This window comes from Pyxidicoccus sp. M15 (assembly GCF_056858435.1).
The window spans coordinates 7,946,655-7,959,574 of the sequence record NZ_CM166495.1; the positions used below are offsets into that span (position 1 = coordinate 7,946,655).

Sequence of the window (12,920 nt, forward strand, 5' to 3'; positions counted from 1 at the left end):
CCCCCGCCCGAGCCATCGAGCGCTTCTCTGCCTCCCCGGTCCCTACATGGAATTTCCGAGTGGGTCAGTGCGACCCTGGCCGCGCTTCATCCTCCAGTTAACAAAACGAACGGGAGTTCCGAATGCGTGGGAATGTGGCGCGGAGTTTCGCGCTCGCGGTGCTGGCCCTTGCCTCCCAGGCCCCTGCGGCCGTGAGCAAGGACATCGTGGCCGGGGACCGTCGCAGTGCGGCCACGGTGCAGTCACAGAACGCCTATGCCAACTACGTGTCACCCGCCGACAAGGTGGTCCACGTCAGCGTCTCTGGTAGCGACTCCACCGGCGACGGCAGCGCGGCAAAACCCTGGCGCTCGGTGGTGCGGGCGGTGCGCGGCCTGCCTGCCGGCTTCACCGTCTACGTCCACGCGGGCACCTACGACGCGGTGCAGGTGGACCTGGCTTCCGCTTCGGCGCTGGACGGCACGGCCGCCGCCCCCCTCACGATTCGCGGCGCCCCCGGCGAGGCGAAGCCGGTGCTCAAGAGCAACGGCAGCGCACCCATCTTCCGCCTCAACCGGCGGTACTGGATTCTCGACGGCCTGGAGCTGGACGGCCGCTATGCGCGGACGCACGCGGTGCTCTTCCGCTCGGACCACCTGACGCTGCGCAACAGCCTGGTGCGTGACGCCTCGCTGGACGCGCTCAACGTGCAGGCTCAGCACGTCCTCATCCAGGGCAACGAGCTGCGCAACACCTTCGAGCACACCGCGGGCAGCGCACGAGGCGTGGCCTGCACCACGCACGCGAACTGCTCCGCCGGCAGCTTCTGCAAGCCCGAGTACGACGCGTCCAACGTCCTGCGCCGCTACTGCCGCGAGCGCGATGACGGCCACGCCATCGTCGTCCTGTCCGACTCGCACTCCGTGCTGGTGAAGGGCAACACCATCCACGACAACACCGGCGACGGGCTCCAGTGCGCCGGTCCCCTCTACGGCTACACGCCCGGAGCGCGGCCCGCGGACATCACGCTGGAGGACAACGACATGTTCACCAGCCCCGCCAACCAGGGCGTCGTGGAGGAGGCCACGGACATCAAGGACTGCGACTTCATCACGATGCGCCGCGAGCGCTACCACGGCTTCCGCGCCGCGAAGGACTCCAGCGGCACGCTCCGGGGCGGAGGCACCGCCATCTTCCACTTCAGCGCCCAGGGCATCCGCGTGGAGGACTCCGAAATCTCCGACGCCTGCATGGGCCTGGGCGTGGGCAACAGCGCCACGGACCCGGTGGCCAACATCGTCGTCGCCCGCACCCGCTTCCACCACCTGTACTGGGGCGAGAAGGGCTGCGGCAGCAACAGCACCTCCGGCACCGCCATGTACCTCCAGAAGCTGGATGGTGGCGACTTCTTCCACAACACCATCTCCCAGGCGGGCCGCATGGGCGTTGTCATCTCCGGCGCGGGGTGGACGGTGCGCAACATGGACTTCTGGAACAACGTCATCTCGCTGTCCGCGGCCGGCTCGCGGTGGCTGGTGACGGATGGCCGCTACCTGGTGGACTTCGAGTCCGATGGGAACCTCTACTCCCATGCGGACGGCTCCGCCGCGCACCTCGCCTGTGACTTCTCCCAGGGGGACAAGGACCTGAGCGGCTGGCGCAGCAGCGCGTGCGCCATTGGCGGCCTGACGCTGAGAGACCCGACCAGCTCCATGGCGGCACCGGCCTTCACGCTGGAGTCCGCGGGCGACCTGACGCTCCAGTCGACGTCGCCCGCGGTGGACAGCGCGCTGAACAACACGGGCGCCACCTTCTGCGGCAGCGGGCCGGACAAGGGCGCGCTGGAGCGCTGCACGACGACGACTCCGCCCCCCACGGGTGGGGACTTGCTGTGGCAGCAGCAGACCGGCACGTCCTCGGACGAGTACGGCTATGCGGTGACGGCGGACCCGAACGGCGGCGCCTACGTGGTGGGCTACTCGCTGGGCGCGTTCGACTACGACAACCAGGGCGGCCGCGACGCGGTGCTGCGGCACTACAGCGCCTCGGGCAGTCGGGACTGGGGCCGGCAGCTGGGCGCCTCGGGTGACGAGCACGCCTACGGCGTGGCAGCCACCACCACGGCCGTCGTCATGGGCGGCAACGCGGGCAGCGCCCTCGCGGATGAGGCGTATCTCGGAGGCACCTCCGACGGCTTCGTCGCGAAGTACAACTCGCTGGGGACGCGCGAGTGGGTGCGCATGCTGGGCACGGCCGCCGAGGACTCGGTGCGGGCGGTGGCCACGGACGGAACCAGCTTCTTCGTCGCGGGCTACACCACGGGCTCGCTCCAGGCCACCAACGCCGGGGCGAAGGACGCCTTCGTGGCGAAGTACAGCGCGGCGGGCGCCCTCCTCTGGGTGCGCATGCTGGGCACGGCCTCGGACGACGTCGCCTACGGCGTGGCGGCGGACTCCGGCGGCAACGTCTACGTGACGGGCGTCACCGGCGGCGCCATGCAGGGGGCCGCGAGCAGCGGCGGCCAGGACGTGTTCCTCGCGAAGTACAGCGCCGCGGGCACGCTGACGTGGCTGCGCCAGTGGGGCAGCCCTGGCAATGACGTGGCGCAGGACGTGGAGGTGGACGGCACGGGCGCCATCCTCGTGGGCGGCTCCACCACGGGCGCGCTGGCGTACGACAACCAGGGGGGCTCGGATGCCTTCGTGTCGCGCTGGACGAGCGCGGGGGACCGCCAGTGGGCCCGGCAGGTCGGCACCGCCGCGGAGGAGTTCGGCTACGGCGTGGCCACCGACTCCACGGGCACCGTGTACCTGGCCGGCTCCAGCACCGGCGCGCTGGCTCCGGGTTACGCGGGCGGCTTCGACGCGTACCTCACCCGCTACACCAGCGACGGCACGCGTGGCTGGACGCAGCACCTGGGCTCCGCCACGGACGAGGTGGCGCTGGGCGCGGCCACGCTGACTGGCAACGGCGTGTACCTGGTGGGTGGGACGATGGGCACCCTGCCCGGCCAGACGAGCGCGGGTGGCAAGGACGTCTACCTGGGCCGCTTCTCGCCGTGAGCCGAGCCGGAGAGGGGCGCCAATTCGGGCCCCTCTCCAGGCGGTGAAGCAGCAAGGGGCGGAGACCGCGTCAGCTCACGACTCCGTGCTCCGCACCGAGCGCCCTCCGAAGGGAGGATTGGCCATGATGGCCTGGGCCATGCGGTCCGCGAAGGCGCGCCCCTCCCGAGCGTAGGACTCCGCCTCGTCCGGAGTGAGGCGCACGCGGACCTCGTACATGGCGATGCCGCCCACCACGACCTCGAGAATCAGCGTCCCATCCGGAGCCCGCACCAACCGGTAGAGGAGCGGGCTCTGGATGAGCACCTCCTCGTCGCTCACGGGACTTCCGAGATGCTGGCCTGGTCCACGGGCGCGTTGATGACCATGATTTCGGGGATGCCGCCGGAGGTGTACCCGCCGAACTTGAAGCAGTCCGTGTCCTCGGGGGTCTGGCACTTCCACACGCCCGGGTCCTCATCCACGGGCAGGCGGGCGCAGGACTTCGTTGCCGCCAGGTCCAGCGTCACCATCCGCAGCGGGCCCTCGAAGTTCTTCGCGGGCAGCCCGAGCGCCTGACCGATGACCGCGGGGTCATGCTTCCCATCCACCATCGACTTCGTGACGGCATCCTGGATGGTGGCCGCGGGGGCCGCGAACTGGAAGCAGCCGCTGTCGTTGCACCGGCCGAAGTTCTTCGCGCCCGTCTGCACGATGAACTTCTGGTAGATGGCGTCCGGCATCAGCCACGCCACCTTGCGGTCCTTGAAGTTCTTCTCGACGTGCTGGTCGATGCCGTAGGGGCTGGCGCGCGTGTCCGCCTCCTTGGAGAGGGCCTTCTGCGTCTCGTCGCAGGACTCGACGACGGACGGCGCCGTCTCCTCGGGAGGAGGCGTCGGCCGGGTGCCACCCGTCCCCGTCTTGCAGCCCACGACGACGAACAGGGAGCACAGCAGGGCACCGCGAAGCATCGCTTTCATTGCAACTCCTGAATTTCGTGAAGGTGTCGAGCGGGCTACTATCACAACGTAGCTACAGGACGCTCGGCAATGCTTCCGTCAGGAGCTGCGCCGCGTACAGGGCGCGTCAGGCGGGGGACAAGGCCCCCGCCCTCGCATGCGCTCTACGCTGGCTTCGCCTTGGTGCGCGGCTTCTTCGCCGTGCCGGTGATTTCCAGCGACAGGTCCATGGCTCGCGCGGAGTGCGTCAGCGCGCCCATGGACACGAAGTCCACGCCCAGCTTCGCCAGGCGGGGCAGCCGGTCCAGGGTGACGCCGCCGGAGACCTCGAGCGGAACGCGGCCATTCGTGAGCTTCACCGCCTCGCGAATCTGCGCGTCGTCCATGTTGTCGAGCATCACCACGTCGGCGCCGTGCTCAATGGCCTCGGCGAGCTGCTTGAGGTTGGTGACCTCGATTTCAATCTTGCACAGCCGGGGCCCGTGCAGCTTCGCGAGGCGGAGGGCCTCGGAGATGGAGCCGCCCACCGCCGCGATGTGGTTGTCCTTGATGAGGACGCCATCGAAGAGGCCGAAGCGGTGGTTGGAGGCGCCGCCCATGCGGACGGCGTCCTTGGCCAGCGTGCGCATGCCCGGAGGCGTCTTGCGGGTGTCCAGCACCTTCAGCTTGGACCCCCGCACGGACGTCATCGCCTGCTGCGCCAGGGTGGCGATGCCCGCGGCGCGCTGGACGAGGTTGAGCGCGGTGCGCTCCGCCACGAGCAGCGAGCGCAGCCGCCCGTGGCAGCGCGCGGCGACCACCTTGGGTTTGATTTCCTCGCCGTCGCGGCGGATCAGCTCCACCTCGACGTCGGGGTCCACCTTGTGGAACACGCGGATGAAGGCCTCCATCCCCGCGAGCACCAGCTGCTCCTTGGCGACCAGCTCCGCGCTGCCCTCCGCGTCGGGAGGAATGAGGGCCTGCGAGGTGACGTCTCCCGCCGCCCCCAGGTCCTCATCGAGGGCGAGCGCGATGAGACGGTCGAGGTAATCCTGCTGCACGTCGCCTCCAGTTACCGCCGGGCCTTCGCCCGTGCCGTGGGCTTCGCCCGGGTGGCCTTCTTCGCCGCCGCCTTCTTCGCGGAGGCCTTCTTCGCGGGAGCCTTGCGACCCGCCGCCTTCTTCGCCGCCGCCTTCTTCGCGGGGGCCTTCTTCGCCACGGCCTTCTTCGCCGGAGCCTTGCCCGCCGCCTTCTTCGCGGGGGCCTTCTTCGCCGCCGCCTTCTTCGCGGACGCCGGGGCCTTCTTTGCCGGGGCCGCCTTCTTCGCGGGCGCCGCGGCCTTCTTTGCCGGGGCCGCCTTCTTCGCGGGCGCCGGGGCCTTCTTCGCCGGGGCCGCGGCGGTCTTCACCGGAGCCGCCGGGGGCGCGGCCTGCTTCGCCAGCTTGTCGCCCTGCACCTTCGCCGGAGCGGACGGCGTCTTCTTCGCGGAGGCCGGACGCTCGGGCTTCGCCGCCGGCACCTGCTTCGCAAGCTTGTCGCCCTGCGCCTTCGCCGGAGCGGAGTCCTCGTCCGTGCCGGTGGCCGGAGCCTCGGCGGCGCCCTCCTTGGCCCGGTTGAACTCGCGCATCGCGTCGTCCACGAGCCCCATGCTCATGTACGCGACGCCGAGGTCCTGGTGGTCCGCCGCGGACAGGCCCTCCTTGGTGCGCTCGCGCAGCTTCGCGAGCGCGTCCTGGACCTGCGGGTCCGCGGCCTCGGGCGCGCCGTCCGATTCACCCATCTCACCCTTCAACTCCTGGCCCAGGTCCACACCGCCCTTCTCTTCCTGCGTCGGGGCGGCCTTCACCTGGGCCGGGGCGGAGGGGGAGACGGTCTCCTGGGACGACGACGTGGTGCTCTCGGACGGCGTGTTCTCGGGCATCGCGGGCTCCGGGGCAATCCGCTGCAGGTGGTCCTGAAGCTTGGCCTTGCGCTCCTTCAACTCCTCGACGCGGGCGCGGTCCTTCTCCACCACGTCCGGCGGCGCCTTGGCCACGAAGTTGGGGTTCTCCAGCTTGCGCAGCACGCCGGCCACTTCCTGCTCGGCGCGGGCAATCTCCTTCTTCAACCGCTCGCGCTCCGCGTCCAGGTCGACGAGGCCCGCCAGCGGGACGTAGATCTCCAGGTTCTGGCCCACGAAGGCGGCGGCCTGCGGCGGCTTCGCGCCCGGCGCCCCCACCTGCACCTCGGAGAGGCCGGCCAGCGGCATGAGGTAGGCACGCCACCGCTCCAGCAGCTCGCGCGTGCGCGCGTCCGGGCTCTGCACCACCGCCTTCACCTTCGTGGCGGGCGGCAGGTTGCTCTCGCCGCGGATGGTGCGAAGGCCTTCGATGGCGGCGATGACGGGCGCCATCTCCGCCTCGGCCGCCTCGTCCACCAGCGCCGCGTCCGGCTCCGGGAACGGGGCAATCATGATGCTGTCCGTCGGCCGGGACATCGGCAGCTTCTGCCAGATCTCCTCGGTGATGAACGGCATGAACGGGTGCAGGAGCCGCAGGATGCGGTCCAGGCTGTAGACCAGCACCGCGCGCGTGGAGTCCTTGGCCTCTGCGTCCTCGCCGTACAGCGAGCCCTTGGCCAGCTCGATGTACCAGTCGCAGAACTCGGCCCAGAGGAACTGGTACAGCGTGGACGCGGCCTCGGCGAAGCCGAACTCCTCCAGCGCCTTGTGCGTCTCGGTGGTGGCGCGCTGCAGCCGGGAGAGAATCCACCGGTCCGCCAGCGTCAGCTTGCGCTCCGTCAGCGCTCGCGCGTCGAGCTGGAAGTCGCCCATGTTCATCAGGGCGAAGCGGCTGGCGTTCCACAGCTTGTTGCAGAAGGCCTTGTAGCCAGCCAGCCGGTCCATGGACAGCTTGATGTCCCGGCCCTGCTGGGTGAGCGTCGCGAGCGTGAAGCGCAGCGCGTCCGCGCCGAACGGCGGCATGCCCTGGGGGAACTTGTTCTTCAGCGTCGGCTGGAGCTTGTCTGCCGTGGCGCCGAGGACGATGTCCAGGGGATCGATGACGTTCCCCTTCACCTTGGACATCTTCTCGCCCTTCTCGTCGCGCACCATCGCGTGCAGGTAGACGGTGCGGAAGGGCACATCCCCCATGAAGTGCAGGCCCATCATCATCATCCGGGCGACCCAGAAGAAGATGATGTCGCTGCCCGTCTCCATGACGGACGTCGGGTAGAAGGTCTTCAGCTCGGGCGTCTCGCGCGGCCAGCCCAGCGTGGAGAACGGCCACAGCGCGGACGAGAACCACGTGTCCAGCACGTCCGAGTCCTGGATGAACGACGTGCCGCCGCACTTCGGGCAGGACTTCGGCTGCTCGCGAGCGACGATGGGCTCCGCGCGCGCGAAGTCCACCCCGCCCACCTTCACCGTGGGCGCGTCCAGCGGCAGGTCCGTGTCATCACCCTGCCGGGGGCTGCACGAGGTGCAGTAGTACGCGGGAATCTGGTGGCCCCACCACAGCTGGCGGCTGACGCACCAGTCGTGGATGTTGCGCATCCAGTGGAAGTACGTGTTCGTCCACGCCTCGGGGACGAACTTCGTGCGGCCCTGCTCCACCGCCTCAATCGCCGGCTTCGCGAGCGGTTCAATCTTCACGAACCACTGCGGCGACAGGCGCGGCTCCACCACGGTGGCGCAGCGCTGGCAGGTGCCGACGGAGAGCTTGTGCGGCTCCTCCTTCTCCAGCAGCCCCATCTCCGTGAGGTCCGCGAGCACCTGCTTGCGCGCCTCGAAGCGGTCCATGCCGGAGTACTTCCCGGTGTCCTTCGTCATCCGGGCCGCGTCGTCCAGGATGGTGAGCATGGGCAGCTTGTGCCGCAGGCCCGTCTGGTAGTCATTGAAGTCGTGCGCGGGCGTCACCTTCACCACGCCGGTGCCGAACTTCGGGTCCACCAGCTCCGCGTCCGCGATGATGGGAATCTCGCGGTCCGTCAGCGGCAGCTTCACCGTCTGCCCGGCCAGGCCCGTGTAGCGCTCGTCCTCCGGGTGGATGGCCACCGCGGTGTCGCCCAGCATCGTCTCCGGGCGCGTGGTGGCCACGGTGAGCGTGCGGTCGCTGTCCTTCACGGGGTAGCGGATGTGCCAGATGGAGCCGTTCTTCTCCTCGTGCTCCACCTCCAAGTCACTGAGGGCGGTGCGGCACGAGGGGCACCAGTTGATGAGCTTCTGGGCCCGGTACATCAGGCCCTCTTCGTACAGGCGGACGAAGACCTCGCGCACCGCGGCCGAGGACTGCTCGTCCATGGTGAAGCGCTCGCGGCTCCAGTCCAGGGACGCGCCCAGGTAGCGGTGCTGCTCGCCGATGCGGGCGCCGTACTTGCCCTTCCACTCCCAGACGCGCTCGAGGAACTTCGCGCGGCCCAGGTCGTGCCGGCTCTTGCCCTCGGTCTTCTTCAGCTCCTTCTCCACCACCATCTGCGTGGCGATGCCGGCGTGGTCCGTGCCGGGGAGCCACAGGGCATTGAAGCCGCTCATCCGCTTCCAGCGGGTGAGGATGTCCTGGATGGTGGCGGTGAGCGCGTGGCCGATGTGCAGGCTGCCCGTGACGTTGGGCGGCGGCAGGACGATGGAGAAGGCCGGCTTGTCGGAGGTCGCCTCGGCGCGGAAGTAGTTCTTCTCCAGCCAGAAGGCGTAGCAGCGGGCCTCGACCTCGGTCGGCTCGTAGGCCTTGGACAGTTCAGTGGTGTCGGTCATTGCAGACGGCCAGCCCCGGGGACGGGGCCGGCGGGAGGGTCAGGAGGGTACGGCGTAGAACGCCTCAGTGCTGCGTCTCTCGGTCCTTGATGAGCCGCTCGAGCTCCTCACGGATGATGGTCTCCGCCAGCTGCGGTACGACCTCCCAGGCAATCTTCTCGATGACCTCACGGGAGGCCTTCGACAGCGCCTCGCGCAGCTGCGCCTCGCCCCCATCGGAAGCGGTGGGGCGCGCCGCGGTCGGGGCGGCGGTGGGACGGGCGGCGACCGGAGCGGGCGCCGGAGGAGTCCCCATGTCGAGGGAGATTTCTTCAGCGCCCTGGGTGTCCGGCAGCGAGTCCTCGATGCTGATGGACGGCTGGGCGGCGGCCGGCGGCGCGGCGGGAGCCCCCAGGCCGAATGGATCCCTCGCCCGGGCGGCCGGCTGTGGCGCGGCGGCCGGAGCGGGAGGCAGCGGCGCGCCCCCCGGGGGAGGACGCGGGAAGCCCGACTGGGTGCCCTGCGGAATCCCCGGACGGGCCATGCCCGGAGGCTGCGCTCCCGGCCCGGGAGGCACGCCCGGACGCGGCGGCATGCCCGGCGCGGGAGCCCCCGGCGGAGGCGGCACGCCCGGACGCGCGGCGGCGCCCGGAGGCGGCATGCCCGGCCCCGGAGGACGCGGCGCGCCCGGAGGCATGCCCGGCCCGGGAGGACGGGCCATGGGGCCCGGAGGCATGCCCGGCCCCGGAGGACGCGGCGCGCCCGGAGCACCCGGCGGCATGCCCGGCCCGGGAGGACGGGCCATGCCCGGAGGCGGAGCGCCGGGGCCCGGAGGACGCGGCGCGCCCGGAGCCCCCGGCGGCATGCCCGGCCCCGGAGGACGCGGGAAGCCACCCTGGGTGCCCTGCGGAATCCCCGCCGGACGGGCGGCCGCGGTCGGCGCGGGCTGGGCCGTCGGCGCGGGGGCCGCGGGCTGGGCCGACGGCGGCATCACCCGCGTGGCCATGGAGGCCGGCATGGTGTTGGACTTCTGGCCCACCAGCGCCTTCACCTTGTCGAGCAGCACCTGGCTCTCGAAGGGCTTGGCGATGTGGTCATCCGCGCGGGCGGCGCGGGCGCGATTCTCGTCGAACGCCTCGAAGGTGCCCGCCAGCAGCACCACGGGGATGCCCTGGGTGGCCGGGTCGCTCTTGAGCGCCTCGCAGACCTCGTAGCCGCTCTTGCCCGGCATCATCACGTCGGCGAGGACGACGTCCGGGCGCAGCTCGCGGACACGGGAGATGGCGTCGAGCCCGTTGTCCACCGCGGTCACCTGAAAGTCCTCGGTCGCGAAGATCATCCCGATCACCTTGCGGATGGTGAGCGAGTCATCGGCGACCAGCAGATTCTTGGGCATCGGTTCGGGCCTCGGGAGGGCGTCTACCCCTCTGAATTCGTTGGGGATTCATGCCGCTAAAGCCAGGTCGCGGCACTCTATCAAGCGGGGCAGCTTACGGTTCGCGCTCCAGGACGATCAAGAAAACATGCGCTGCAGGTCCAGGAACAACACGGGGCCGGGCAGACCGGGGGCGCGAAAGGAGCCCACGGCCTCGTCCGGCTCGAAGCGGTGCAGCACGCCAAGCACCCGGGTGGCCGTCAGCCCCACGTTCCGGCCGGCCAGCTCGGTGAGGATGAAGAAGGACTCGGCGGCCGGGGCCGCGCCCAGCAGCGCGGGGACGGAGCAGATGGGCCAGAGCACCTGGACATGCGGAAAGATACCGGCCACCGGGCCGCTCTGCACGGGCAGGACACTGAAGGCATCCCCCCGCTCCACCACCTGCGACACCAGGCCCAGCGGCACGCCGAACAGGCGCCCCTGGGACTCGAAGATGAGCGCGCGCTCGGGCGCGGCCTCGGCCCAGTGCACGGGGCGCAGGGGGGCGGGCGACAGGTGGGGGCCCACCCGGTGGGGCAGCGCCTCCGCGATGAGCTCCAGGTAGAGCCGCTCCTTGTGCAGCACCGCGCCGCGGCTCAGGGGCGCCAGCGAGTCCGCCAGTCCAGGCGGCAAAAGGAAGAAGGGCGCGCGGGCGACGTCGGCCACCTCCACGACGGAGCGCACCCGGACGGCCAGCGTCGGGCTGACGTCGAGCACCACCACCATGCCCGCTCCCTCCTCTGGAGGGCCGCCGAGCAGGGCGGACAGGTCCTTCACCTCCAGCACGCCACGGAGGCTGCCGCCGTTGGCACCGGGCATGGCCACCTCCATGACGGAGGTGGCCTCCACCGCGTAGCGCGTCTCTCCTGCCTCGACGAGCAGGCAGAGCCGGCGTCCGCTTTCGAAGGGTGACACGGCCCTACCCTAGCAGCCTTCCATCCCTTGGTGCTAAGCCCTTCTCAGATGGCGCGAATTCTCCTCGTCGACGACGAAAAGATCGCCCGCACCCTCTACGGCGACTACCTCACGGCCGTGGGGCACGCCGTCACGGCGGTGGGCTCGCTGCAGGACGCCCGGGAGGTCCTCGCGGCGGACCGCTTCGATGCGGTGGTGACGGACCTCATCCTCCCCGGCGGCGACGGCATGGAGGTGCTGCGCTATGTGCGCGAGCGCCACCCCGGCGTGGAGGTGGTGGTCATCACCGGCCTGGAGAAGGTGGACCCCGCCGTGCGCGCCATCAAGAGCGGCGCGGCCGAGTACCTCGTCAAGCCCGTGGCCCCGGAGGCCCTCCAGCACGCCGTCCGCCGCGCCCTCACCACCCGGGACTTGATGCAGGAGAACGCGTCCCTGCGCCGGCACGTCGCCATGCTGGAGGCCGGGCAGCGCATCGCCACCACGCTGGACCGGGAGAAACTGGCCACCGCCACCGCGAGCGCGCTGCAGGGCATGGCCGCCGCCACCGCCGTGGTGCTGCTGGAGCGGGATGCCTCCGGGCTGCGGCTCCAGGGCACGCGCGGGCTGCCCTCCGAGGTGGAGCAGTCCCTGGTCGCCACGCTCATCTCCCGCCTGGCGGACGCGCGAGCCCCTCGCGAGCTCGAGGGGCTGGACGCGTCCTTCCCGCGAGCCCTCTCCATCCCCGCCGTGGAGGGCGAGGCGGTGCTGGGGCACGCGGTGCTCTTCTTCAGCGGCACCGGCGCAGAGTGGACGGGCGAGACGGCCGGCTACCTGGTGCGCAACTGGGCGCTGGCGCTGCGCAACCTCGGGCGCTTCGCGGCGGTGGAGGACCTGGCGTACGTCGACGACCTCACCCGCCTGTTCAACACGCGCTACCTGCACATGGTGCTGGACCGCGAGGTCCAGGACTCGCTCCAGACGCAGCGCCCCTTCAGCCTGCTCTTCCTGGACCTGGACCACTTCAAGTCCATCAACGACACGCACGGCCACCTGGTGGGCTCCAAGCTGCTGGTGGAGACGGCGCGCGTGGTGAAGGGCTGCGTGAGAGACCCGGACGTGGTGGCCCGCTACGGCGGCGACGAGTATGTGGTGCTGCTGCGCAACACCGACTCGGGCGGGGCCCTCAAGGTGGCGGAGCGCATCCGCCGCACCATGGAGACGCACCGCTTCCTCTCGCGCGAGGGGCTGTCGCTGGGCATCACCACCTGCATCGGCGTGGCCAGCTTCCCCGAGCACGCCCGGGACAAGGCCACGCTGCTGGACTTGTCCGACCGGGCCATGTACCGGGGCAAGCGCGGCACCCGGAACGTCGTCTACATGGCGGCCATGGACCTGGAGGCCCCACCAGCGGAGCGCCGGCAGGGCGGCACCGGTGCGTAGCTAGCGGCGCAGGCTGCCCACGGTGAGCTGCTTCACGAGGCTGGGCTCCTCGACGGAGCGCGCGTCCCCGCCCTCCTTGCCCACAGACTCCACCGCCTCGTGCGACGCGCCCGAGGTGATGAGCCGGTACTTCTCGTTCGCCTCGCGATCGTGCTGGGCCTGCTCAGGATCCAACCGGGCGATGAGCTGCCAGAAGAGGGCGGCGTGCTCGCGCTCCTCGTCCATGACGTGGCGGAGGATGGCCTTGGCGTCCTCGTTGTCGGTGGCGTCGATGTGCGCCGCGTAGAGGTTGATGGCGTCCAGCTCCGCCTCGATGTTCAACCGGATGGAGCGAGCCAGCTCGGTGTCCGTCATCTTGCGGGGCACGAGCGAGTGGAACGGGTTGGTCTGCGGCATGGAGGCCCTCCCGAGGCCGGGCGCGAGAAACGCGGGCGAGCATCCGCGCCCCCCGGGGCCCCGGTCAACGGAATCCCTCCGGCCGCGTTGCGTAGAAGCCGCTACGTCCG

General features: G+C 70.6%; 9 protein-coding genes. 2 read left to right on the forward strand and 7 right to left on the reverse strand.

Going from position 1 to position 12,920, the window contains the following annotated elements:
* Window positions 1-122: 122 nt before the first annotated feature.
* Window positions 123-3,041, forward strand: a complete 2,919-nt coding sequence (locus tag ACX9TP_RS29260; RefSeq protein WP_482973923.1) for an SBBP repeat-containing protein — start codon at window positions 123-125, stop codon at window positions 3,039-3,041.
* Between the two features lie 75 nt (window positions 3,042-3,116).
* Here the strand turns inward: ACX9TP_RS29260 and ACX9TP_RS29265 are convergent, their stop codons facing one another.
* From ACX9TP_RS29265 to ACX9TP_RS29290, 6 genes are all read right to left on the reverse strand, one after another.
* Entirely contained in the window at window positions 3,117-3,362 is a 246-nt protein-coding gene (locus ACX9TP_RS29265) for a hypothetical protein (RefSeq protein ID WP_482973924.1), read from the reverse strand.
* On the reverse strand, window positions 3,359-4,000 hold the full coding sequence (locus tag ACX9TP_RS29270) for a hypothetical protein (RefSeq protein WP_482973925.1): 642 nt from the start codon (window positions 3,998-4,000) through the stop codon (window positions 3,359-3,361). The genes ACX9TP_RS29265 and ACX9TP_RS29270 overlap by 4 nt, the downstream gene beginning before the upstream one ends.
* A 143-nt stretch (window positions 4,001-4,143) precedes the next feature.
* Complete coding sequence (gene nadC, locus ACX9TP_RS29275; RefSeq protein WP_482973926.1) at window positions 4,144-5,019, reverse strand: carboxylating nicotinate-nucleotide diphosphorylase; 876 nt, start codon at window positions 5,017-5,019, stop codon at window positions 4,144-4,146.
* Window positions 5,020-5,030: 11 nt separating this feature from the next.
* Window positions 5,031-8,687: a valine--tRNA ligase gene (locus ACX9TP_RS29280; protein WP_482973927.1), complete on the reverse strand. Its 3,657-nt coding sequence runs from the start codon at window positions 8,685-8,687 to the stop codon at window positions 5,031-5,033.
* Window positions 8,688-8,751: 64 nt separating this feature from the next.
* Entirely contained in the window at window positions 8,752-10,062 is a 1,311-nt protein-coding gene (locus ACX9TP_RS29285) for a response regulator (RefSeq protein WP_482973928.1), read from the reverse strand.
* 117 nt (window positions 10,063-10,179) lie between these two features.
* Window positions 10,180-10,995 (reverse strand): chemotaxis protein CheW, encoded by an 816-nt coding sequence (locus ACX9TP_RS29290; RefSeq protein ID WP_482973929.1) that lies wholly within the window; start codon window positions 10,993-10,995, stop codon window positions 10,180-10,182.
* A 48-nt stretch (window positions 10,996-11,043) separates the two neighbouring features.
* Here ACX9TP_RS29290 and ACX9TP_RS29295 point away from each other — a divergent pair, with 48 nt between their 5' ends.
* Complete coding sequence (locus ACX9TP_RS29295; RefSeq protein ID WP_482973930.1) at window positions 11,044-12,414, forward strand: GGDEF domain-containing response regulator; 1,371 nt, start codon at window positions 11,044-11,046, stop codon at window positions 12,412-12,414.
* Here the strand turns inward: ACX9TP_RS29295 and ACX9TP_RS29300 are convergent, their stop codons facing one another.
* Complete coding sequence (locus tag ACX9TP_RS29300; protein ID WP_482973931.1) at window positions 12,415-12,810, reverse strand: demethoxyubiquinone hydroxylase family protein; 396 nt, start codon at window positions 12,808-12,810, stop codon at window positions 12,415-12,417.
* Between the last annotated feature and the right edge of the window lie 110 nt (window positions 12,811-12,920).

Bases quoted from the DNA above. Each gene is read 5' to 3' on its own strand.
- ACX9TP_RS29260 (WP_482973923.1), top strand. From the start codon at position 123: ATGCGTGGGAATGTGGCGCGGAGTTTCGCGCTCGCGGTGCTGGCCCTT.
- ACX9TP_RS29270 (WP_482973925.1), bottom strand. From the start codon at position 4,000: ATGAAAGCGATGCTTCGCGGTGCCCTGCTGTGCTCCCTGTTCGTCGTC.
- ACX9TP_RS29280 (WP_482973927.1), bottom strand. From the start codon at position 8,687: ATGACCGACACCACTGAACTGTCCAAGGCCTACGAGCCGACCGAGGTC.
- ACX9TP_RS29285 (WP_482973928.1), bottom strand. From the start codon at position 10,062: ATGCCCAAGAATCTGCTGGTCGCCGATGACTCGCTCACCATCCGCAAG.
- ACX9TP_RS29295 (WP_482973930.1), top strand. From the start codon at position 11,044: ATGGCGCGAATTCTCCTCGTCGACGACGAAAAGATCGCCCGCACCCTC.
- ACX9TP_RS29300 (WP_482973931.1), bottom strand. From the start codon at position 12,810: ATGCCGCAGACCAACCCGTTCCACTCGCTCGTGCCCCGCAAGATGACG.